Origin of the sequence: Streptomyces bungoensis, from assembly GCF_001514215.1 — a bacterium.
GTDB classification, from domain to species: Bacteria; Actinomycetota; Actinomycetes; order Streptomycetales; family Streptomycetaceae; genus Streptomyces; species Streptomyces bungoensis.
In genome coordinates, this window is sequence record NZ_KQ948851.1 from 434,185 (window position 1) to 455,225 (window position 21,041).

Consider the following 21,041-nt stretch of genomic DNA (forward strand, 5'->3'; position numbering starts at 1 on the left):
AAGTTAAATTCCGCGATACGGAATAGCGCGGGATTCAAGGACCTGGAGACCGTGCTCACCGCGGGGCGCGACGGGAGTACGCATCCGACAGCCGAAGCAGGAGTGCTCGATGGCCCGAATGACCGCTGCCCGCGCGGCAGTCGAAATCCTCAAGCGCGAGGGCGTCCGCGACGCCTTCGGCGTGCCCGGCGCGGCGATCAACCCGTTCTACAAGGCGCTGAAGGAGGGCGGCGGCATCCACCACACCCTCGCCCGCCACGTGGAGGGCGCCTCCCACATGGCCGAGGGCTACACCCGCGCCCGGCCCGGCAACATCGGCGTCTGCGTCGGCACCTCGGGCCCCGCCGGCACCGACATGATCACCGGCCTGTACTCGGCCACCGGCGACTCGATCCCGATCCTGTGCATCACCGGCCAGGCCCCGACCTCCGTGATCCACAAGGAGGACTTCCAGGCCGTCGACATCGCGTCGATCGCCGGGCCGGTCACCAAGATGGCGGTCACCGTGCTGGAGGCCGCGCAGGTCCCCGGCGTCTTCCAGCAGGCCTTCCACCTCATGCGCTCCGGCCGCCCCGGCCCCGTCCTGATCGACCTGCCGATCGACGTGCAGCAGACGGAGATCGAGTTCGACCCGGACACGTACGAGCCGCTCCCCGTCTACCGGCCGGCCGCGACCCGCGCCCAGATCGAGAAGGCCCTCTCCTTCCTCCTGGCCGCCGAGCGCCCGGTCGTCGTCGCGGGCGGCGGTGTCATCGGCGCCGACGCCTGCGACCTGCTGACCGAGTTCGCGGAGCTGACGCGGACCCCGGTCGTCCCGACGCTGATGGGCTGGGGCGCGCTGCCCGACGACCACGAGCTGAACGCGGGCATGGTCGGCGTCCAGACCTCGCACCGCTACGGCAACGCCACCTTCCTGGAGTCCGACTTCGTCCTCGGCATCGGCAACCGCTGGGCCAACCGCCACACCGGCTACAAGCTGGACGTCTACCGGCGGGGCCGCACCTTCGTGCACGTCGACATCGAGCCCACCCAGATCGGCAGGATCTTCCCGCCGGACTACGGCGTCGTCTCCGACGCCCGGGCCGCGCTGGAGCTGTTCGTCGAGGTGGCGAAGGAGCTGAAGGCCGAGGGCAGGCTCCCCGACCGCACCGCCTGGGTCGCCTCGGCGCAGGAGCGCAAGGCGACCCTGCTGCGCCGTACGCACTTCGACGACGTGCCGATGAAGCCGCAGCGCGTGTACGAGGAGATGAACAGGGCCTTCGGCCCGGACACCCGGTACGTCACCACCATCGGCCTCTCCCAGATCGCCGGCGCGCAGATGCTGCACGTCTACCGGCCCCGCCACTGGATCAACTGCGGCCAGGCCGGCCCGCTCGGCTGGACCATCCCGGCCGCCATCGGCGTCGCCAAGGCCGACCCGGACACCCCGGTGGTCGCGCTGTCCGGGGACTACGACTTCCAGTTCATGATCGAGGAGCTGGCCGTCGCCGCCCAGCACCGCGTGCCCTACGTCCACGTCCTGGTGAACAACGCCTACCTGGGCCTGATCCGGCAGGCGCAGCTCGGCCTGGACATCGATTTCCAGGTCAACCTGGAGTTCGAGAACATCAACACGCCCGAGATCGGCGTCTACGGCGTGGACCACGTCAAGGTCGCCGAGGGTCTGGGCTGCCGGGCCATCCGCGTCACCGAGCCGGATCAGCTGGGCGCGGCCTTCGAGGAGGCGAAGAAGCTCGCCGCCGAGTACCGGGTGCCGGTGGTCGTCGAGGCGATCCTGGAGCGGGTCACCAACATCTCCATGAGCCGTACCATGGACATCAGCGACATCTCCGAGTTCGAGGAACTGGCCACGGAGCCCGGCCACGCGCCGACGTCGCTCAAGCCGCTGAAGGTCTGACAACCCCGACGGGGTCGGCAGGGCGGTCCGTCCGCGGGACGGACCGCCCTCCGGCGTTCTCCCGCGGGCGCCGGCCCTCAGCCGTACCCGCCGCCCCCGCAGCCGCCCCACCCACCGCCGTGGTCACCCCAGCCACCGCCGTGGTCGTGGCCGCCGTGGGAGCCGCCGTGACCACCGTGGCCGTCGCCGCCGTACCCACCGCTCGGGCCCTCGTACCCGGTGACCCCGCGCAGACCGCTGCCCCGGCCCCACGGGAACAGGCCCTGGTCGGCGAGGGCGCCGCGGCCGGTGAGCCCGGCGTCGCGGGTGAGGCCCGGCAGCAGGGCCGTCAGCGCCAGGTCGCCGTACAGGGCGACGGCGAGCAGCACCTCCTCGTCCGCCGACCCGTCGCGGCTCCCGGGCAGCGGGTGGCCTGCGCGCAGGGAGGCCACCAGACGGCGAGCGGCACGGGTGCGTCCCGGCACCGGCGGGCGCAGCAGCCCCTCGGCGGCGAGTTCCGCCCGCATCCGGGCCAGGGCCCGCCGTACCACCGCCCGCTCGGGCAACTCCCGCAGCCCCGCGGGCCGGTACAGACCGATGTGCACCGCCTTCTCGAGCGGATGGCGGAAGGACACGGCCTCCCGCGCCCCGGTCCGGCGCAGCGTGCCGGGCCGGCCGGCGTGGACCGCGCCGCGCAGGTGCAGCCCCACCACGGCGACGGTCACGGCGGCGCGGGCGCCGCCCCGCAGCAGCGCGACGGCGCACGGATCAGGCGGAATTCGCGGCGTACGCTCCATGACACCCCCCCCGCGCGGGGCCCGCCGCCCCCGTGCCGACGGGCTCCGCGTACCGGTGATGTGCCCGGCCGCGACGGCCGTCGAAGCATCCCCGGCGGTGTTCAGAGCTTGATCTGAGGGTTGCGTAGGCGGGGTACGGCCGCTGCCGTACGCGGCCCGGCTACAGCTCGTGCTCCGACAGCCCGGGCCAGTCGTCCGGGCCGCCGCCCTGCCATTCGATGAGGTCGCTCTCCTCGACCTCGATGCGGTCCAGGTCGGCCAGCCGCAGGATCTCGACCACGTCGTCCAGGTGGGAGGCGAGCCCGAGGGTCACCTCGCCCTCGGTGACGCGCCGGGAGCCGTCCAGGGCCGGGGCGTGGACCACGATGTGCGGGTACTGCGTCGGATTGCCCATGGCATCAGCGTCCTGCGGATGCGGCGCGGGCGCACGCCGGCGCATGGCAGCACGAGGAGCGCCCCCTGACCAGGGGGCGCTCCTCGTTGTGGGCGGTGGCCGTCCGGCGGCGCGAGGCTGGGCGCGACAGGACGTTCGCGCCGCCGGACGGAGTCGGGGGCCTCCGGCTTTCGCCGAGGCCATGGCCGGGGACCGCGGCGGAGGCGACGGAGCCGGGGCGCCTTCCCTCTGCTCGGGAAGGGGACCCGTCACCTTCACCACCGCACTGGCTCGCACACCGCCGCGGTCCTCGTCCTGCCCGCCGTACCGGTCGATCACCCCTCATCCGGATCGCTCGGCGGCGGGTCGTGGGCGTCCGGGCCCGGCCTCCCCGCCGGGGCATCCGGACGCGGCCCGGGGCTCAGTCCTCGCGCAGGGCGCGGACCGCCTCCTCCACGCGCCTGCCGTACTCCGGGTCGGCGGCGTGGAAGTGGGCCAGGTTCCTCTCGATCACGTCGTCGCGGGAGACCTGCGCGAGGCCGCCGGCGATGTTCGCGATCAGGCGGGACCGCTCCTCGGCCGACATCAGCCGGTACAGCTCGCCCGCCTGGAAGAAGTCGTCGTCCTTGGTGTGCGGCGGCGCCTCGTGGGTGCCGGTGTGGCCGGAGACGGCGAGGGGCGCGGCGAGCGGGCGGCCGGTCTCCACCGGGCCGTCGTAGGAGTTCGGCTCGTAGTTCTTGGCCTGGCGCCCCTGGGAGTTGACCGCCATGAGACCGTCGCGCCCGTGGTTCCGGGCGCCGCCCGGCACCGCCTTCGGGGCGTTGACCGGCAGCAGGGTGTGGTTGACGCCGAGCCGGTAGCGCTGGGCGTCCGCGTAGGCGAACAGGCGGCCCTGGAGCATCTTGTCCGGGGAGGGGCCGATGCCGGGGACGAAGTTGTTCGGCGAGAAGGCGGCCTGCTCGACCTCGGCGAAGACGTTGTCCGGGTTGCGGTCGAGGACCAGCCGGCCCACGCGGTGCAACGGGTAGTCCCTGTGCGGCCACACCTTCGTCAGGTCGAACGGGTTGAAGCGGTAGTCCGCCGCCTCGGCCGCCGGCATGACCTGGACGTACAGGGTCCAGGACGGGTGCACCCCGCGCTCGATCGCCTGGAGCAGGTCCGTCTGGTGGGAGTTCGGGTCCTTGCCCGCCTGTTCCCGGGCCTGCTCGGCGGACAGGCAGCGGATGCCCTGGTTCGTCCTGAAGTGGTACTTGACGAAGAAGGCCTCGCCGTCGGCGTTCGTCCAGGAGTAGGTGTGCGAGCCGTAGCCGTTCATGTGCCGGTACGACGCCGGGATGCCGCGGTCGCCCATCAGCCAGGTCACCTGGTGGGTGGCCTCGGGGGAGTGCCCCCAGAAGTCCCAGACGTTGTCCGGCTCCTGACGGCCGGTGAACGGGTCGCGCTTCTGCGAGTGGATGAAGTCGGGGAACTTCAGAGGGTCCTTGACGAAGAAGACCGGGGTGTTGTTGCCGACGAGGTCGTAGTTGCCCTCCTCGGTGTAGAACTTCACCGCGAAGCCGCGCGGGTCGCGCACCGCGTCCGCGCCGCCGAGCGAGTCGGCGACCGTCGAGAAGCGCACGAACACCTCGGTCCGCCTGCCGACCTCGCCGAGGAAGCCGGCGTGGGTGTAGGCGGTGACGTCGTCCGTCACCTCGAAGTGGCCGTACGCGCCGGAGCCGCGGGCGTGCACCACACGCTCCGGGATGCGCTCGCGGTTGAAGCGCGCGAGCTTCTCCAGCAGGTGCTGGTCCTGGATCAGGAGCGGGCCGCCGACGCCGGCGGAGGCGGAGTTCTGGTTGTCGGCGACGGGGGCGCCGGACTCGGTGGTGAGCACGCGCTGCGACATCGTGGACCTTCCGTACGGGTGTCAGCGGAAAGCTGTTTCCGCTTCGTGGAGCCTAGGAGTGCGCCGTTCGAGGCGTCAACACTTTGTTGAAGTAGGTTCCGGGCCGCGGCGCCGCCTGGGCGCGACAGGACAGATGTCGGCGGCGCCGCGGCCCGGAAGTCCAGGGGTGCTCAGACCTGCGCGCCGGACAGACGCTCCACGGCCCGCAGCAGCGCCGAGTGGTCCAGGCCTCCGTCGCCCTGCGCGCGCAGGGAGGCGACCAGCTGGGCGACCACGGCGCCGACCGGCAGGGCGGCACCGACGGTGCGGGCGGCGTCCGTGACGATGCCCATGTCCTTGTGGTGCAGATCGATGCGGAAGCCTGGCCTGAAGTCGCGGCTCAGGAAGTTGTCCTTCTTCCGTGTCAGCACGGTGGAGCCCGCGAGGCCGCCGTTCAGCACGTCCAGCGCGGCCTTCAGGTCCACGCCGGACTTCTCCAGGAAGACCACGGCCTCGGCGCAGGCCTGGATGTTCACGGCCACGATCAGCTGGTTGGCGGCCTTCACGGTCTGGCCGGAGCCGTGCGGGCCGCACAGCACGATGGTCCTGCCGAGCGCCTCGAAGACCGGCCGGGCCTCGTCGAAGTCGGCCTGCTCGCCGCCGACCATGATCGACAGCACGGCCTCGACCGCGCCCGCCTCGCCGCCGGACACCGGGGCGTCCAGCACCCGGACGCCCTTCTGCCGCGCGGCCTTCGCCAGGTCGATCGAGGTCTGCGGGGTGATCGAGGACATGTCGATCAGCAGGGAGCCCTGCCGCGCGTTCTCCAGGATGCCGTCCGGGCCGTAGGCGATGGCCTCGACCTGCGGGGACGCGGGCACCATCGTGATCACCACGTCGGCGTCGCGCACGGCCTCGGCGATCGAGCCGGCCGCGGTGCCGCCGGCCGCGGCCAGCCGGTCCAGCTTGTCCTGCTCCAGCGTGTAGCCGGTGACGTCGTAACCCGCCTTGACCAGGTTCTCGGACATGGGGGAGCCCATGATGCCGAGGCCGATCCAGGCGACCTTGGGGAGCGTGCTCATGAAGTGTGTGCCTTTCGGTGAGGGAGTTCAGCGGGCGGCGCGCGCCTCGCGGGGCAGCCAGCCGAAGGCCTCGGCGCTCGGGCGCTCGCCCGGCTTGTACTCGAGGCCGATCCAGCCGTCGTAGCCCGCCTTCTTCAGCTGGTCCAGGAGGTCTTCGAGCGGCAGCGACCCGGTGCCCGGCGCGCCGCGGCCCGGGTTGTCGGCGATCTGCACATGGCCCGTCTTCGCGGCGTACCGCTCGATCACCGACGGCAGGTCCTCGCCGTTCATGGACAGGTGGTAGAGGTCCATGAGGAAGCGCGCGTTGCCGAGCCCCGTCGCCTCGTTGACCTTGTCGACGACGCCGATCCCGGCCGACGCGCTGACCAGCGGATACAGCGGCGACTCGGGCTGGTTGAGCGTCTCGATCAGCAGAGTCGCGCCGATGCGGTCGGCCGCGCGGGCCGCGAGGACCAGGTTCTCCAGGGCCAGCGCGTCCTGCTCGGCCGGGTCGGCGCCCTCGACGCGGTTGCCGTACAGCGCGTTGAGCGCCGTGCAGCCCAGCGACTGCGCGAAACCGGCCGCCGCGTCGACGTTGGCGCGGAACCTGTCCGACTCCGCGCCGGGGACCGACAGGGCGCCGCGGTCGGGGCCCGGCAGCTGCCCGGCGTAGAAGTTCAGTCCCGTGAGGCGCACGCCCGCGTCCTCGATCGCCTTCTTCAGGGCGTCGAGCGCGGACCGCCCGGGGGCGGGGGAGTCGACCCAGGGCCACCACAGCTCGACCGCGGTGAAGCCCGCCGCGGCGGCGGCCGCGGGGCGCTCCAGAAGCGGGAGTTCCGTGAAGAGGATCGACAGGTTGACGTTGAAGCGCTGGTCTGCGAATCCCACGGGGGCGGCGCTCCCTTCCTTCAATTCCATAATGTGGAAGTTTGTTTCTGCTTAACGGAAGATTGCCTGCGGGGTTCGCCGCTTGTCAAGGGGGTCGTCCGCCGGTCCGCGGCCGGACCTGCCCAGCGGCCGTCGCCGCGGGTTAGGTTGAGGCCGTGCGATTGAGAGTGGAGTTCACGACCGAGCCCTTCGACCTGGAGGAGGCGCCCGCGCACGCCGTGGCGGCCCGCGAGGTCATCGAGGCGGCCGAGCTGGACGCCGTGGACGTCGGCCCGTTCGGCAACACGGCCGAAGGGAGTGCGGACCGCGTGCTGACGGCCGTGGACGCGCTGCTGCGCACGTCCCTCCAGGCCGGTGCCACCCGGATCTCGCTGCAGGTCAACGTGGTGGGGGAGGACGGGAAGTGACCGGTGCCGGGGACGAGTCCTTCATCGCGGCCGTGAAGCCGCTGGTCGACGCCATGGGCGGGGACCTGCTGCCGCCCGACGAGGCCGGCCCCGACGACGTCGTGCTCACCTGGGAGGGCGCCGACGTGGTCGCCGTGCGCCTGCCGCAGCTCGCCGACTCCCTGGACCACATCCTCGCCGCGATGGAGCGCCGCAAGGGCATGCCCCTCGCCGACCTGGACCGCAAGGCCAAGCAGGAGGTCGTGCGCGTGCTGGAGGCGCGGGGCGCCTTCTCCGTCCGGCACGGCGTGGAGACGGTGGCGGGCGCGCTCGGCGTCAGCCGCTTCACCGTCTACAACTACCTCAACCGCGAGAAGCAGGGCTGAGGGCCGCCCGGGATGTAACCCGGAATTTTCAACAAAGTGTTGACGCCGTGTTTCCGAGGGCGTTAGCTACTGGGCAGCCCGTTCAGCACGACGGCCGCCTGGCGGCCACGGAGGCTCCCGTGACGTCGACTTCCACGCCCCCGGGCCTGGCCCGGTTCAACGACCTGGCGGAGCAGGCGGCCCTCGCCGCCCTCCACGAGGCGTGCGCCTCCACCGAGTGGGCCCGGCACGTGCTCGCCGCCCGGCCCTACGCCACCCCCGACGACCTGTACGCCGCGAGCGACGCCGCCATGGCCGAGCTGACCCAAGCCGACCTGGCGGAGGCGATGGCCGGCCATCCGCCGATCGGCCGCCCCGAACCGGGCGACCCGGCCTCCGCCCGCGAACAGCGCGGCATGGCCGGCGCCTCCGAGGAGCTCAAGGCCGAGATGCTCGAACTCAACCTCGCCTACCAGGACAGGTTCGGCCACGTGTTCCTGATCTGCGCCACCGGCAGGACCGGCGAGCAGATGCGCGACGCGCTGAGGGAGCGGCTCGGCAACGCGCCGGAGCGGGAGCGGGAGATCGTCCGCACCGAGCTGGGGAAGATCAACCGCATCCGCCTGGCCCGACTCGTCGAAGAGGACGCCTGACACCATGAGCACCAGCACCACCGCCTCCGTGTCCACGCACATCCTGGACACCTCCGCCGGACGCCCCGCCGAGGGCGTCGCCGTCCACCTCTCGGCCCGCGCCGGCCGGGACGCGCGGTGGCAGGCGCTCGGCGGCTCGGCGACCGACGCCGACGGCCGGTGCAAGGACCTGCCGGCGCTGCCGGAGGGGATCACCCACGTACGGCTCGACTTCGCCGTCGAGGCGTACTTCGAAGGAAACACTGCGAAGAAGCAAGCCGACTCGCAGCAGGACGCCCCCGCGCATCGGGACAGCGGACCGGGCGTGTTCTTCCCGGAGGTGGCGATCACGTTCGCCGTCGTACCGGGCGAGCACTACCACGTACCGCTGCTGCTCAACCCGTTCGGCTACTCCGTTTACCGAGGGAGCTAGCTCATGCCCACCATCCTGGGACAGAACCAGTACGGCAAGGCCGAGAACCGAGTCGTCAAGATCACGCGGGACGGCGCCACCCACCACATCAAGGACCTCAACGTCTCCGTCGCCCTGAGCGGCGACATGGAGGAGGTCCACTACTCCGGCTCCAACGCCAACGTCCTGCCGACCGACACCACCAAGAACACGGTGTTCGCGTTCGCCAAGGAGCACGGCATCGAGTCCGCCGAGCAGTTCGGCATCCACCTCGCCCGGCACTTCGTCACCTCGCAGGAGCCGATCCACCGCGCCCGGATCCGCATCGAGGAGTACGCCTGGGAGCGGATCGAGACCTCCGACGCCAACTCCCGGTTCATCGGCGCGGACGAGGTCAAGCACTCGTTCGTGCGCAAGGGCCAGGAGACCCGGCTCACCCAGATCACCTACGACGGCTCGTCCTGGGAGGTGATCTCGGGTCTGAAGGACCTGACGGTGATGAACTCGACCAACTCCGAGTTCTGGGGCTACGTCAAGGACAGGTACACGACGCTCCAGGAGGCGTACGACCGGATCCTGGCGACCTCGGTATCCGGCCGCTGGCGCTTCAACTGGACCGGCGACGAGCAGAAGATGCCGAACTGGGAGAAGTCCTACGAGCAGGTGAGGAAGCACATGCTGCAGGCCTTCGCCGAGACGTACTCCCTCTCCCTGCAGCAGACGCTGTACCAGATGGGCGCGCGCGTCATCAACAACCGCAGCGAGATCGACGAGGTCCGGTTCTCGCTGCCGAACAGCCACCACTTCCTGGTGGACCTGGAGCCCTTCGGGCTCAAGAACGACAACGAGGTCTACTTCGCCGCCGACCGGCCCTACGGCTTGATCGAGGGGACCGTCCTGCGGGACGGCTGCGAGCCGAAGATCCCGGTGGACCTCACCAACCTCTGACATCCCCCTCTCGGCACCCGTGACCGGGGAACCCGCTCCACCCGATCCTCCGGTCACGGCACTCAAAGCTTCCAGGGTCCTGCCGTGCCCACCCGTTCGAGTCCACTGAGCGAAAAGGACGCATCATGGCAGCAGCCCAGCGCATCGTCATCGAGAACGGTGCGATCGCGACCGTCGACGCCGGCGGCACCGAGTACGCCCGCGGGTACGTCGTCCTCGCCGGCAACCGGATCGAGGCGGTCGGCGCGGGCAGGGCCCCCGAGGGCCTGGAGAACGTCGTGCGCCGCATCGACGCCACCGGGCACCTGGTGACCCCCGGCCTGGTCAACACCCACCACCACTTCTACCAGTGGATCACCCGGGGCCTGGCCACGGACCACAACCTCTTCGACTGGCTCGTCGCGCTGTACCCGACGTGGGCGCGCATCGACGAGCCGATGGTGTACGCGGCGGCCCAGGGCTCGCTCGCGATGATGGCCCGCGGCGGCGTCACCACCGCCATGGACCACCACTACGTCTTCCCCCGGGGCTCCGGCGACCTGTCCGGCGCGATCATCCGCGCCGCCCGCGAGACGGGCGTCCGCTTCACCCTGGCCCGCGGCTCCATGGACCGCGGCGAGAAGGACGGCGGCCTGCCCCCGGACTTCGCCGTCGAGACCCTCGAGGACGCGCTCGCCGCCACCGAGGCCACCGTCCGGGAGCACCACGACGCCTCCTTCGACGCGATGACCCAGGTCGCCGTCGCCCCCTGCTCCCCGTTCTCCGTCTCCACCGAACTGCTCAGGGAGGGCGCCGAACTGGCCCGCCGGCTCGGGGTACGGCTGCACACCCACGGCTCGGAGACCGTGGAGGAGGAGAAGTTCTGCCACGAGCTGTTCGGCATGGGCCCGACCGACTACTTCGAGTCCACCGGCTGGCTCGGCGAGGACGTGTGGATGGCGCACTGCGTCCACATGAACGACTCCGACATCGCCGCCTTCGCCCGGACGAGGACCGGTGTCGCGCACTGCCCGTCGTCCAACGCCCGGCTGGCGGCCGGCATCGCCCGGGTGCCGGACATGCTCGCCGCCGGCGTGCCCGTGGGCCTGGGCGTCGACGGCACCGCCTCCAACGAGTCCGGCGAACTCCACACCGAGCTGCGCAACGCCCTGCTGATCAACCGGCTCGGCGCACACAAGGAGGCCGCGCTGACCGCCCGGCAGGCCCTGCGGCTCGGCACCTACGGCGGCGCCCAGGTGCTCGGCCGCGCCGCCGAGACCGGTTCGCTGGAGGCGGGCAAGCTGGCCGACCTGGTGCTGTGGAGGCTGGACACCCTCGCCCACGCCTCCATCGCCGACCCGGTGGCCGCGCTGGTCCTCGGCGCGGCCGCCCCGGTCACCGCGTCCTTCGTGAACGGCCGGCAGATCGTCGAGGACGGCCGCCTGCTCACCGTCGACGAGGACGCCGTCGCCCGCTCCACGCGGGAAGAGGCCCAGCGCCTCGCGCGGATCACCGCGCAGAGCTGAGCCGGCACCGGACTCCGGCCGGGAGGGACGGCTCCCGGTCGGCGGCCGTGGACCCGAGCGGGGTCCACGGCGGCCGCCTCCGGGGCGCGCGTGAAGGCGCGCGCCCCGGAACGGTCACCGTCCGCCCGGACCCTCCCGGGTCCCCGGTCCCTCCCCCACTCTCGACTTCGCTCGAGCGGGAGGTGCCCCCATGCCCACACGCACCACCTCCTTGAACCCACGTCACAGCCGACGTGTCCCACCGACCGGAGGAGCCGCCGTGTCCGCTCACCCCGCCGACGCCGACGAGCAGTCCGTCCACCCCGCCCCGCCCGTCCATCCCGTGGACAAGAAGCTCCCCGCCCTGAAGATGGCGACCAGCGGCCTGCAGCACGTGGCCGCGATGTACGCGGGGGTCGTCGCCCCGCCCCTGATCGTCGGCGCGGCCGTAGGCCTGTCCGGCACCGACCTCACCTTCCTCACCGGAGCCTGCCTCTTCACGGCCGGCCTCGCGACCTTCCTGCAGACCCTCGGGATCTGGAAGATCGGCGCCCGGCTGCCGTTCGTCAACGGCGTCACCTTCGCCGGTGTCGCCCCGATGACCGCGATCGTCGCCTCCACCAAGGACAAGGCGGACGCGCTGCCGGTCATCTTCGGCGCGGTGATCGTGGCCGGACTCCTCGGCTTCCTGTTCGCCCCCGTGTTCTGCAAGGCGATCCGCTTCTTCCCGCCCGTCGTCACCGGCACGGTCATCACCCTGATCGGCGTCTCGCTCCTGCCGGTCGCCTTCAACTGGGCCCAGGGCCCGAACCCGGCCGCGCACGACTACGGCTCGCCGACGAACCTGGCCCTCGCCGGCATCACCCTGCTGATCGTGCTGCTGCTGCGCCGCTTCACCCGCGGCTTCGCCAAGCAGATCGCGGTGCTCCTCGGCCTGGTCGCCGGCACGCTCGTCGCGATCCCGTTCGGCGTCACGGACTTCGGCGCGGTCACCAGGGCGGACGTGGTGGGCTTTCCGACGCCGTTCCACTTCGGCGTCCCGCAGTTCCACATCGCCGCCATCCTGTCGATGTGCGTGGTGATGGTGGTGTCGATGACCGAGTCGACCGCCGACATGCTGGCCCTCGGCGAGATCGTCGAACGCCCCTCGGACGAGCGGACGATCGCGGCCGGCCTGCGCGCCGACACCCTCGGCTCGGCGCTCAGCCCGCTGTTCAACGGCTTCATGTGCAGCGCCTTCGCGCAGAACATCGGCCTGGTCGCGATGACGAGGATCCGCAGCCGGTTCGTCGTCGCCGCCGGCGGTGGCTTCCTGGTCCTGATGGGGCTGTGCCCGATGGCCGCCTCGCTCATCGCCGTCGTACCGCGCCCGGTCCTCGGCGGCGCCGGTGTCGTCCTGTTCGGCTCGGTCGCCGCGAGCGGCGTGCAGACCCTGGTCCGGGCCGGCCTGGAGAAGGACAACAACGTGCTGATCGTGGCCGTGTCCCTCGCCGTCGGCATCATCCCGATCACGGCCCCGGGCTTCTACCACGCGTTCCCGGACACCGCGCGGATCGTCCTGGACTCCGGCATCTCCACGGGCTGCGTCACCGCGGTCCTGCTGAACATCGTCTTCAACCACCTCGGCGGAGGCCGCGAGGCCGCGGAGGTCACCCACCCGATGGAGCCGGGCGAGGAACTGGCCCCGGCCACGCCATGAGGTTGGCCAGCAGCTCGGCCTGTTCGACGGCGTCGTCCAGCGCGTGGTGCGTATGGCGGCGCCGGGACAGCAGGTGCCCGGGCATCGAGCCCTTCGCCACCGCCCGCAGGGGCAGCCCCGCCTTGGTGGCGTACAGGGTCTTCATGTCCAGGCACCCCGAGTGCCCGAAGGGGCTCTCGCCGGTGAAGCGGATCAGGTACCAGTACAGGAACGTCCAGTCGTACGACGCCGGGTAGCCGCACATCACCGGCTGGGCGCCCGCGCTCACCTCACGGACCCAGGCGCTGAACTCGGCGAGGGCGACGGCCGGTTCGGCGCCCTCGACGCCGAGCCGGTCCCGGTCCAGGCCGCTGACCGCCAGCGCCTCCGGGAGATACGCGTCGGAGATGGGCCGCAGTTCGCGGTAGAAGGTCAGCTGTTCCGGGTCCGCCGGGGTGAAGCCGTCGGCGTCCTGGGTGCCGGCCACGGCGGCGCCGATGCTCAGCATGGAGTACGGGCCGGGGATCGGGCCGTCGGCCTCGATGTCGACGGAGATGCAGCGGCTCGGCCTGACACGTCGTGCGGACATGGAACGGCAGCATGGCAGCGGCGGGCGCCGACCGCACCCGGGATTCCCCGCCGGGTCTCCAGCTACAGCCCGAACAGGCCGAGGTCCGTCGTCAGCTCCTTGAAGACCTCCTGGGGCGCGGCGACCAGCCGGCGCTCCTTCAGGTCCATCATGCCGCCCACCGCGCTGACCTCCGCCGCGAGGGTGCCGTCGGTCTTGCGGATCTCCTGGCGGATACGGAAGGTCCGGCCGCCGCTCCACTCGAACTCGCAGCTCACGTCGACCTCGTCACCGGCGAGCAGCTCGCGGTGGTGGCGGATGGTCGTCTCCAGCGCCACCGGGCCCACGCCGGCGCCGGCCAGCCGCTGCTGGCTCACCCCGGCGGCCTGCAGCAGCGACCAGCGGGCGTGCTCCGCGTAGTTCAGGTACACCGCCTGGTTGAGGTGGCCCTGCACGTCGGTCTCGTATCCGCGGACGGTCACGCGCACGGAAAAAAGTTCACTCGGCTCGCTCACTGCTTCCCCTCTCGCACTGGCTCCCGCCGGAGGCCGGACCCACCGATCCTCGCACGCGCGTCACACGCGGCGCGGGGAGGCCAGGACGTACCGCCGCCCGGTCCGGGGCTCGGTGTACTCGCCGGCCTGCCATCCGGCCCGCTCCAGCGTGGCCGCGCAGGCCCGCAGCACCGCGCCGTCCGGCCCGTACACGGCGACCGCCTCCGGCTGCGGCGTGGCCCGCACCCGGTAGCCGTCGCCGTCCGCACCCGCTGGACGGTGCCCGTCCGCCTCCAGCGCGAGGGCCGCGGCCCGCACCAGGTGCGACCGCTCCCAGGCGCACGGCCGGTCGGTGGCGCCGTGCGGATCCGTCATCCGGCGCAACTCCAGCAGCCCCTGCCAGGCGCTGTGCACCTCACGGGCCCGGGCGGGACCCGCGTCGGCGGGCTCCTCCTCGCCGCCGACGCGGGCGGCGAACACGCCGGTGCCCGCGGCCGGTTCCGGTGGCGGTGGCGCGGTCGCGGGAGTCCGCGCGGGCGGGGGCGCCTGCGCCGCGGCCTCCCGCAAGCGGTGCCCGGCCGGAGTCAGGAAGTGGTCGTGCGGGGGGCGGGGGTGCCGGAAGGCGAGACCGCGCCGCACCAGAGCCGCGAGCTGGGCCTCGGTGCCGCGGAGTCGTCCGGTCACCGGGTCGGCGGCCTCGACGACCCGGCGCTGCGCGGCGGTCGGCGGTCGTGCCACGGCGCATTCCTCCCGTCCTCCGGTGAACAGCCTGCCCGGCGTACGGGCAGCCTACGACCGGGGTCCGACAACCGGGGTCCGCCGGGCGGCCGAGTGGGAGGAGGGCCACGGCGCCTTCCCGGCCCGGCTGCACGTGCCGAGCCCGGCGTTCTGCGGCATGGTCCGCCGGACGGGCCCGAGGCGGACGTGGCGTCCCGGCCCGGTCAGGCGGGGCCGCCGGGCTTGAGGTTCCAGCCGGCGATCACGGGCCGGCCGTGCTCCGTGCCCAGCCGGCCCACCGTGCCCGTCGCCAGCTGGAACAGCGCGCCGTCCGACGGCGCCAGACCGAGGTACCGGGCCGTCAGCACCCGCAGGAAGTGGCCGTGCGCCACCAGGACGACGGAGCCCTCGATGTTGCACAGCGCCGCGTCCGCCTTGGCGAGCACGCGGTCGGCGCGCTCACCGACCTCCTCGGGATTCTCCCCGGGGTGCTCCGGCGGGCCGGGCGCGACCCCGTCGGTGAACAGGAACCAGCCGGGCCGGGTGCGCTGGATCTCGACGGTCGTGACGCCCTCGTAGCCGCCGTAGTCCCACTCACGCAGGTCCGCGTCGATCCGGGCGTCGCCATGGTCGATGCCGATGAGCTGGGCCGTCTCCCGGGCCCGCTGGAGCGGGCTGACGAACGCCGCGCCGATCCGGTGGGAACGGATGAACGGCACCAGCCGCCGCGCCTCCTCCCGGCCGTGCTCGGTCAGCGGGACGTCCGTCCAGCCGGTGTGCCGTCCTGAACGGGACCACTCGGTCTCCCCGTGCCGGACGAGAAGGAGATCACCCACGTCGCGCCTTTCCTGCCTGTGCTCGCGAGCACCCTGTCACACCGCCGCCGTGACCCGCGGACCGGACCCGGCCGCACGGCCGTGCCCCGGGGAGATCACGTACGCAGATCAGGAACCAGCGGGCGGCGCCGGGCATTCCCCGTCGCCGCGCCGGGGTCCGACGTCGTCGTGCCGGGGCGCGACGGGCCGCCGGCGCCGCGCCCGCGCGCTAACCGCTGTGGCGCGCCACGTAGGCCTCCAGCGACTCCAGCGCGCCCCACGCGCGGTCGAAGCTCTCCGCGAAGTACGCCTGGAAAGCCGCCCCCTCTACGCTGAACCCCTTCAGCTGCTGACGGCCGGCACCGGAGAAGGACAGGAAGGTGACGGAGTCGTCCACCAGTCCGGCGTTGTGCCAGGCGCATGCGGCGGTCCAGGGCATGACGCGCGCCTCGTAGGCGTACAGGTCGCCGACCTCCGCCTGGTGCTCGCGCAGCCACCGCAGGTAGGCCGCCCGAGGCAGGCCGTCGCGCTCCGGAACGCCGATGATGCGGCGGACGCTGCCGCCCTCGCCGGAGTGCTCCCTGGCCCATTGCAGCACCGTGCCGTAGTACGCGATCACCTCGTCGGCGACCCAGTGGTCCGGCGGGTGGAGCCGGACGTAGGTGAGCCGGATCTCGCGGCGCGCCGCCCGGATCCGGGCCGTGCAGGCCCGGTAGAAGGAGGACGCGTCCGGATAGGACACCATGTCCGCCCGCGACGCCTCAACCTGCGCCGAAGGGCCCTTCCGCTTCAGCGTGTCCAGCTCCGTCCTGGCCTCGCGCCACAGCGCCCGCCAGTGGTTCCAGTCCCCGCCCAACGCGGCGACCAGGCGGCGGGTGAGCGTCTCGCCGGGCAGGCGGCGCCCGTTCAGAGCCTCGGAGACCGTCGAGGCGCTGCACTTGGCCTCCGCTGCGATCGTCTTCACCTGCGGGTTGCCCGCGGTGATGCGCAGCCCGCGCAGTTCCGCCGCGAACCGCAGCACGGGGTCCGGTACCCCGCGCGGATCGTCCTCCATGGTTTCCCCCAACCGACTCGCTCGGGCCGGATGACCGGGATCGTCCCACCGCCCGCGCCGAAGTTCGGCGAACTTCGCCGAATTCCGTCGAAGAGGCCCCCAAGACCGTCGGCGCTTCGCAGAACACCGGAGTCCACCGGAATCCCTGGACCCGGCGCAGCGGCGACTGCTCGAATGGCCGACATCCCAGCCGGGGACGAACGAGGAAGGGGAGGAAACGTGCCGATCGACCTCAGGGTGTCACTCCGCCGCCATTACGTGACATTTCTTGCCGTGCTCGTGACCGGGATCGTTCTGATCATGGGGATCAACGGCGCCGGGCAGTCCACGGCGCTCTACCTGGACTGCCTCCTGGGCGTGGCCGGCCTCCTCGCCGGCTACGCGCTCGCACCGCCCGAGCGCTCCGGGCCGGGCGATCCGGGAGGGTGCTCCGGCGCGAAGGAGAGCGGTGCGTAGGAGCGGTCGCGGCCCCGCCCGGCCCTGACAGGCGGCCGCTCCCGGGGCCCGCTGCGGGACACGGCCGGACGGCGCTGCGCGCCCGGTGCGCCGCACCGTCCGGCCGCCGTCGGCCGCCGCCCGGGAGCGGGGCTACTGCCGGTACCCGCTCAGGAAGCGGCCGATGCGGCCGATCGCCGCTTCGAGGTCGTCCGCGTGCGGGAGGGTGAGGATGCGGAAGTGGTCCGGGGAGGGCCAGTTGAAGCCGGTGCCCTGGACGACCTGGATCTTCTCCCGCAGGAGCAGGTCCAGGACGAACCTCTCGTCGTCGTGGATCCGGTGGACCGCGGGGTCCAGGCGCGGGAAGGCGTACAGCGCCCCCTTGGGCTTCACGCAGGACACCCCGGGGATCTCGTTCAGCCGTTCCCAGGCCACGTTCCGCTGTTCGTGCAGCCGGCCGCCGGGGGCCGTGAGGTCGCCGATGGACTGGCGGCCGCCGAGCGCCGCCTGGATGGCGTACTGCGCGGGCGCGTTGGCGCACAGGCGCATGGAGGCCAGCATGGTCAGGCCCTCCAGGTAGTCCTTGGCGTGCTGCCTCGGTCCCGTCACCACCAGCCAGCCGGAGCGGAAGCCCGCCACCCGGTAGGTCTTGGACAGGCCGCAGAAGGTGAGCACGACCAGGTCGGGGGCGAGGGCCGCGGTCGAGTGGTGGACGGCGTCGTCGTACAGGATCTGGTCGTAGATCTCGTCGGCGAAGACCATCAGGCCGTGCCGGCGGGCCAGGTCGAGGATGCCCTCCAGGATCTCCTTCGGGTAGACGGCGCCGGTGGGGTTGTTCGGGTTGATGATCACCACCGCCTTGGTGCGGTCCGTGATCTTCGACGCCATGTCGGCCAGGTCCGGCGTCCAGTCGGCCTGCTCGTCGCACAGGTAGTGGACCGCCTTGCCGCCCGCCAGGGTCGTGACGGCCGTCCAGAGCGGGAAGTCCGGCGCGGGGATGAGGATCTCGTCGCCGTCCTCCACCAGCGCGGTCACGGCCATGGAGACCAGCTCCGAGACGCCGTTGCCGAGGAAGACGTCGTCCACCCCCACCTCCAGGCCCAGCGTCTGGTAGCGCTGGGCCACCGCCCGGCGGGCGGAGAGGATGCCGCGGGAGTCCGTGTAGCCGTGCGCCTGCGGCAGCATCCGGATCATGTCCTGGAGGATCTCCTCGGGCGCCTCGAAGCCGAACAGCGCCGGGTTGCCGGTGTTCAGGCGCAGCACGCTGTGGCCCGCCTCCTCCAGCGCGTTGGCGTGCTCGATCACCGGGCCGCGGATCTCGTAACAGACCTCGCTGAGCTTGTTCGACTGCCGGAACTCCATGCGCCCCTCCGGGAACTCGTGTTGCTTGGTTTTACCAAGTGCGAGCTTGGAAAGTCCAACAACCCGTCTAGACTGCGCCGCATGTCACCTCGCCGAAGCTACGACCAGTACTGCTCCGTCGCCCGCGCGCTCGACGCCGTCGGGGACCGCTGGACCCTGCTGATCGTCCGGGAGCTGCTGGCCGGCCCGCGCCGCTACACCGACCTGCACGCGGACCTGCCCGGCGTGAGCACGGACGTACTCGCCTCACGGCTGAAGGACATGGAACGCGACGGTCTCGCCACCCGGCGGCGGCTGCCGCTCCCGGGCGCGGCCTCCGTGTACGAACTCACCGGGCGCGGAAGCCGGTTGCTGCCCGTGCTGCAGGCGCTCGGGCGGTGGGGCGAGGACGAGCTCGGTGAGCGGCGGCCGACCGACGCCGTGCGCGCGCACTGGTTCGCGCTGCCCCTGCTGCGGGCCCTGGACGGCGAGGGGCTGGTCGAGGTCCGGCTGGAGGAAGGGGTCTTCCACCTGCGAGCCGGTGCGCAGGACGGCCCGGTGTACGGCGACGGTCCCGCGCCCGGCGAGGCCGACGCCCGGCTCGTCCTGGACGCCGGGACCTGCGAGGCGCTCGCCCGGGGGGAGACGGACCTGCTCGCGGCCGTGCGGGCCGGACGGGTCACCGTCACGGGCGAGGGCGCCCTCGCCAAGACCCTGCGGGAGGGGTGAGACGGCAGAAGGCCCGCCACACGGGCGGGCCTTCCGGACACGGAGACGGGATCTCACACGTTCGGCGGCACCCGGGACGGGCGCCCCGCGCCACGCGTCAGCGCGTACCCGCCGATGCCCGCCAGCGCGGCCAGCACGCCGCCGATCGCGGTCCACACCCAGCGGTCGGACCACCAGCCGGAGGACCAGCCGTCGTCCGAGCCGAAGCTGGACAGCACCGCCGTCCTCGAACCACCGCCGTCCGACTCGGACTTGACGGCGATCCCGGGGACCAGCGGCTTGCCCAGCGAACCGTCCGCCGCCGCGGCGCCGCCGATGTCCTTGGAGTCGACGCGTACCTCGGCGCCGACCGGCTTGCCGAGGTCGGCGGAGCCGAGGTCCAGGGCCGTCAGCCGCACGTAGTACGTGCCGGGCAGCGGGTCGTTGCCCCACGGCTCCGACCAGCCGCGCACGGTCCGCAGCACACACGCCAGGTCGACGGTCGACGCGCCCTGCCCGGCGGTACGGGTCGCCGCGCCGTACTGGCAGGCCTGCCGGCGCCGCAGCCCGTCGTACACGTCGATCTGCCAGGTCTGCGCCCCGTGCGCGGCGGGCAGCTTCACCGTCGCCTCGACGGTGGGGCGCTGCCCGACGTCCGCCGGGAACGACCAGTACAGGTAGTCACCGGTGGAGGCGGACGCGGTGGCCTGCTGTCCCTGCCGGACCTCCGCCGCCGTGCGGAAGGAGGTGCCGGCCCGGGTGGGTGCCGAGTCGTCCGCGGAGGCGCTCGGCGAGGGAGAGGAGTCGGCGGCGGCCGGTCCGGCCGCGAGCCCGAGCGCCAGCAGCGCGGCACCGAACACACGAGTGATACGCATCAGTTGGTCCTCCAGACCGCGACCCGCCAGCGCGACAGCCAGCCCCACAGCAGACCCGCCACGAAGCCGGTCAGCACCAGCGCACCCAGCAGCCACCAGCCACGGCCGAGGCCGAAGGCGGCCACGTCGTGGTGGCCCGAGGGACCGTCCACCACGTCCACCGTCAGCTCCAGCGGCAGACCCGGCGTGGTCTTCACCCCGGCCGCCGCCGAGAAGGAGTTGGTGACCTGCAGACACACGGTCTCCGCGGGCGCGTTGTCGTCGTCGCTCTCCGGCTTCGGATAGCGCAGCCCGGTCGAGATCACGTCCGTACGGCCCGTGCCGGCGGCCTCACCGCGCACGATCTCCCGTCCGTGCAGGGTCACCGCCCGCAGGAGCACCCCGTAGTCCGGGTTCACCGCACGGTCGTCGGCCACGCTCACCGAGGCCCGCAGCTCCTTGCCGGGGTCGACGTCGACCTTGTACCAGCGCTGCTGCCCGAACTCCTCACGGTCGGTGTACAGCCCGGACTTCAGCGACGGCGCCTTCGCGCACTCGGCCGCGCCCTCGGTGGCCACCGGCGTGACCACCGGATCGGCCGCCCGGTCCACCAACTGCCCGACGCGGTCGCTCAGTTCCTCTTTGTGCCGCACGTCGGTGTAGGTGCCGCCGGTGGCGTCCGCGATGCAGCTCAGCTGGTCGCGGGTCTTGGCGTCGGGGACCAGGCCGAGCGTGTCGATGGTCAGCCCGATGCCCTTGGCGGCTATCTCGCGGGCCACCTCGCACGGGTCGAGCGGCTGGCAGGTGTCCTCGCCGTCGCTGATCAGGACGATCCGGCGGGTGCCGTCGCCGCCGTTCAGGTCGTCCGCCGCCTTCAGCAGCGCCGGGCCGATCGGCGTCCAGCCGGTCGGGGCCAGCGTGGCGACCGCGGTCTTCGCCTCGGTCCGGTCCAGCGGGCCGACCGGGTACAGCTGCGCGGTGTCCTTGCAGCCCTCCTTGCGGTCGTTGCCGCGGTAGTTGGCGCCGAGGGTGCGGATGCCGAGCCGCACCTCCTCGGGGGTGGCGTCGAGCACCTCGTTGAACGCCTGCTTCGCCGCGGCCATCCGGGAGCCGCCGTCGATGTCCCGTGTACGCATGGAACCGCTGACGTCCAGCACGAGTTCGACCTTCGGGGCCGCCTGCTCGGTCTCGTCGGCGACGGCTCCGCCGGGGAACGCGATCCCGGCCGCCAGGGCGGCGAGCAGGGCGCAGACGCCCGCCGCCAGCCGTTGTCTTCTGATCATCGGCGGAT

General features: G+C 72.4%; 23 protein-coding genes. 10 read left to right on the forward strand and 13 right to left on the reverse strand.

What is annotated here, in order from left to right; translation table 11 throughout:
* The first annotated feature begins 109 nt into the window (after positions 1–109).
* Positions 110–1,897 carry a glyoxylate carboligase gene (gcl, locus tag AQJ66_RS01665; RefSeq protein WP_079060016.1) on the forward strand — a complete coding sequence of 596 codons (1,788 nt, stop codon included), beginning with the start codon at positions 110–112 and terminating at the stop codon, positions 1,895–1,897.
* Positions 1,898–1,974: 77 nt separating this feature from the next.
* On the opposite strand, the gene AQJ66_RS01670 is transcribed toward gcl, so the two are convergent.
* The 5 genes from AQJ66_RS01670 to AQJ66_RS01690 form a co-directional block, all read right to left on the reverse strand.
* Entirely contained in the window at positions 1,975–2,778 is an 804-nt protein-coding gene (locus AQJ66_RS01670) for a TIGR04222 domain-containing membrane protein (protein ID WP_341849404.1), read from the reverse strand.
* Between the two features lie 55 nt (positions 2,779–2,833).
* Positions 2,834–3,067 (reverse strand): hypothetical protein, encoded by a 234-nt coding sequence (locus AQJ66_RS01675; RefSeq protein ID WP_061915260.1) that lies wholly within the window; start codon positions 3,065–3,067, stop codon positions 2,834–2,836.
* Between the two features lie 400 nt (positions 3,068–3,467).
* A complete protein-coding gene (locus AQJ66_RS01680) occupies positions 3,468–4,931 on the reverse strand; it encodes a catalase (protein WP_061915264.1) in 1,464 nt (487 codons plus the stop codon).
* A gap of 170 nt (positions 4,932–5,101) precedes the next feature.
* Positions 5,102–5,992 carry a 2-hydroxy-3-oxopropionate reductase gene (locus tag AQJ66_RS01685; protein ID WP_061915268.1) on the reverse strand — a complete coding sequence of 297 codons (891 nt, stop codon included), beginning with the start codon at positions 5,990–5,992 and terminating at the stop codon, positions 5,102–5,104.
* Positions 5,993–6,019: 27 nt separating this feature from the next.
* Positions 6,020–6,859, reverse strand: coding sequence for a TIM barrel protein (locus AQJ66_RS01690; protein ID WP_061915272.1), 840 nt, complete (start codon positions 6,857–6,859; stop codon positions 6,020–6,022).
* A gap of 155 nt (positions 6,860–7,014) precedes the next feature.
* Here AQJ66_RS01690 and AQJ66_RS01695 point away from each other — a divergent pair, with 155 nt between their 5' ends.
* From AQJ66_RS01695 to AQJ66_RS01725, 7 genes are all read left to right on the forward strand, one after another.
* Entirely contained in the window at positions 7,015–7,266 is a 252-nt protein-coding gene (locus AQJ66_RS01695; RefSeq protein WP_079060017.1) for a hypothetical protein, read from the forward strand.
* Positions 7,263–7,631 carry a helix-turn-helix domain-containing protein gene (locus AQJ66_RS01700; RefSeq protein ID WP_061915278.1) on the forward strand — a complete coding sequence of 123 codons (369 nt, stop codon included), beginning with the start codon at positions 7,263–7,265 and terminating at the stop codon, positions 7,629–7,631. The genes AQJ66_RS01695 and AQJ66_RS01700 overlap by 4 nt, the downstream gene beginning before the upstream one ends.
* Positions 7,632–7,750: 119 nt before the next feature.
* Complete coding sequence (uraD, locus tag AQJ66_RS01705) at positions 7,751–8,263, forward strand: 2-oxo-4-hydroxy-4-carboxy-5-ureidoimidazoline decarboxylase (RefSeq protein WP_061915281.1); 513 nt, start codon at positions 7,751–7,753, stop codon at positions 8,261–8,263.
* A gap of 4 nt (positions 8,264–8,267) precedes the next feature.
* Complete coding sequence (gene uraH / locus AQJ66_RS01710; protein WP_061915284.1) at positions 8,268–8,675, forward strand: hydroxyisourate hydrolase; 408 nt, start codon at positions 8,268–8,270, stop codon at positions 8,673–8,675.
* Between the two features lie 3 nt (positions 8,676–8,678).
* Positions 8,679–9,602: a factor-independent urate hydroxylase gene (pucL, locus tag AQJ66_RS01715; protein ID WP_061915287.1), complete on the forward strand. Its 924-nt coding sequence runs from the start codon at positions 8,679–8,681 to the stop codon at positions 9,600–9,602.
* 125 nt (positions 9,603–9,727) lie between these two features.
* Positions 9,728–11,107, forward strand: a complete 1,380-nt coding sequence (locus AQJ66_RS01720; RefSeq protein ID WP_061915290.1) for an 8-oxoguanine deaminase — start codon at positions 9,728–9,730, stop codon at positions 11,105–11,107.
* Positions 11,108–11,456: 349 nt separating this feature from the next.
* A complete protein-coding gene (locus AQJ66_RS01725; RefSeq protein WP_061916618.1) occupies positions 11,457–12,785 on the forward strand; it encodes a nucleobase:cation symporter-2 family protein in 1,329 nt (442 codons plus the stop codon).
* Here the strand turns inward: AQJ66_RS01725 and AQJ66_RS01730 are convergent.
* The 5 genes from AQJ66_RS01730 to AQJ66_RS01750 all read right to left on the reverse strand — a co-directional run bounded on the left by AQJ66_RS01730 (position 12,736) and on the right by AQJ66_RS01750 (position 16,412).
* Entirely contained in the window at positions 12,736–13,353 is a 618-nt protein-coding gene (locus tag AQJ66_RS01730) for a 3'-5' exonuclease family protein (RefSeq protein WP_061915292.1), read from the reverse strand. The genes AQJ66_RS01725 and AQJ66_RS01730 overlap by 50 nt on opposite strands.
* A 62-nt stretch (positions 13,354–13,415) precedes the next feature.
* A complete protein-coding gene (locus AQJ66_RS01735; protein WP_244162709.1) occupies positions 13,416–13,820 on the reverse strand; it encodes an acyl-CoA thioesterase in 405 nt (134 codons plus the stop codon).
* A gap of 87 nt (positions 13,821–13,907) precedes the next feature.
* Positions 13,908–14,564, reverse strand: coding sequence for a hypothetical protein (locus AQJ66_RS01740; protein ID WP_061915298.1), 657 nt, complete (start codon positions 14,562–14,564; stop codon positions 13,908–13,910).
* Positions 14,565–14,767: 203 nt separating this feature from the next.
* Entirely contained in the window at positions 14,768–15,379 is a 612-nt protein-coding gene (locus tag AQJ66_RS01745) for a histidine phosphatase family protein (RefSeq protein WP_061915302.1), read from the reverse strand.
* A gap of 208 nt (positions 15,380–15,587) precedes the next feature.
* Entirely contained in the window at positions 15,588–16,412 is an 825-nt protein-coding gene (locus AQJ66_RS01750) for a helix-turn-helix domain-containing protein (protein ID WP_061915304.1), read from the reverse strand.
* Between the two features lie 279 nt (positions 16,413–16,691).
* Between AQJ66_RS01750 and AQJ66_RS01755 the strand changes: the two genes are divergently transcribed.
* Entirely contained in the window at positions 16,692–16,868 is a 177-nt protein-coding gene (locus tag AQJ66_RS01755) for a hypothetical protein (protein ID WP_159052518.1), read from the forward strand.
* A gap of 132 nt (positions 16,869–17,000) precedes the next feature.
* On the opposite strand, the gene AQJ66_RS01760 is transcribed toward AQJ66_RS01755, so the two are convergent.
* On the reverse strand, positions 17,001–18,209 hold the full coding sequence (locus AQJ66_RS01760; protein ID WP_061915310.1) for a pyridoxal phosphate-dependent aminotransferase: 1,209 nt from the start codon (positions 18,207–18,209) through the stop codon (positions 17,001–17,003).
* Positions 18,210–18,290: 81 nt separating this feature from the next.
* On the opposite strand from AQJ66_RS01760, the gene AQJ66_RS01765 reads away from it, so the two are divergent.
* A complete protein-coding gene (locus AQJ66_RS01765) occupies positions 18,291–18,917 on the forward strand; it encodes a winged helix-turn-helix transcriptional regulator (RefSeq protein WP_061915314.1) in 627 nt (208 codons plus the stop codon).
* A gap of 53 nt (positions 18,918–18,970) precedes the next feature.
* On the opposite strand, the gene AQJ66_RS01770 is transcribed toward AQJ66_RS01765, so the two are convergent.
* Positions 18,971–19,771, reverse strand: a complete 801-nt coding sequence (locus AQJ66_RS01770) for a hypothetical protein (protein ID WP_061915317.1) — start codon at positions 19,769–19,771, stop codon at positions 18,971–18,973.
* On the reverse strand, positions 19,771–21,033 hold the full coding sequence (locus tag AQJ66_RS01775) for a VWA domain-containing protein (RefSeq protein ID WP_061915320.1): 1,263 nt from the start codon (positions 21,031–21,033) through the stop codon (positions 19,771–19,773). Before AQJ66_RS01775 ends, AQJ66_RS01770 begins: the two co-directional genes overlap by 1 nt.
* Positions 21,034–21,041 lie beyond the last annotated feature (8 nt).

Bases quoted from the DNA above. Each gene is read 5' to 3' on its own strand.
- pucL (WP_061915287.1), top strand. From the start codon at position 8,679: ATGCCCACCATCCTGGGACAGAACCAGTACGGCAAGGCCGAGAACCGA.
- AQJ66_RS01750 (WP_061915304.1), bottom strand. From the start codon at position 16,412: ATGGAGGACGATCCGCGCGGGGTACCGGACCCCGTGCTGCGGTTCGCG.
- uraH (WP_061915284.1), top strand. From the start codon at position 8,268: ATGAGCACCAGCACCACCGCCTCCGTGTCCACGCACATCCTGGACACC.
- AQJ66_RS01770 (WP_061915317.1), bottom strand. From the start codon at position 19,771: ATGCGTATCACTCGTGTGTTCGGTGCCGCGCTGCTGGCGCTCGGGCTC.
- AQJ66_RS01675 (WP_061915260.1), bottom strand. From the start codon at position 3,067: ATGGGCAATCCGACGCAGTACCCGCACATCGTGGTCCACGCCCCGGCC.
- AQJ66_RS01730 (WP_061915292.1), bottom strand. From the start codon at position 13,353: ATGTCCGCACGACGTGTCAGGCCGAGCCGCTGCATCTCCGTCGACATC.
- AQJ66_RS01775 (WP_061915320.1), bottom strand. From the start codon at position 21,033: ATGATCAGAAGACAACGGCTGGCGGCGGGCGTCTGCGCCCTGCTCGCC.
- AQJ66_RS01725 (WP_061916618.1), top strand. From the start codon at position 11,457: ATGGCGACCAGCGGCCTGCAGCACGTGGCCGCGATGTACGCGGGGGTC.
- AQJ66_RS01765 (WP_061915314.1), top strand. From the start codon at position 18,291: ATGTCACCTCGCCGAAGCTACGACCAGTACTGCTCCGTCGCCCGCGCG.
- AQJ66_RS01680 (WP_061915264.1), bottom strand. From the start codon at position 4,931: ATGTCGCAGCGCGTGCTCACCACCGAGTCCGGCGCCCCCGTCGCCGAC.
- AQJ66_RS01685 (WP_061915268.1), bottom strand. From the start codon at position 5,992: ATGAGCACGCTCCCCAAGGTCGCCTGGATCGGCCTCGGCATCATGGGC.
- AQJ66_RS01760 (WP_061915310.1), bottom strand. From the start codon at position 18,209: ATGGAGTTCCGGCAGTCGAACAAGCTCAGCGAGGTCTGTTACGAGATC.
- gcl (WP_079060016.1), top strand. From the start codon at position 110: ATGGCCCGAATGACCGCTGCCCGCGCGGCAGTCGAAATCCTCAAGCGC.
- AQJ66_RS01720 (WP_061915290.1), top strand. From the start codon at position 9,728: ATGGCAGCAGCCCAGCGCATCGTCATCGAGAACGGTGCGATCGCGACC.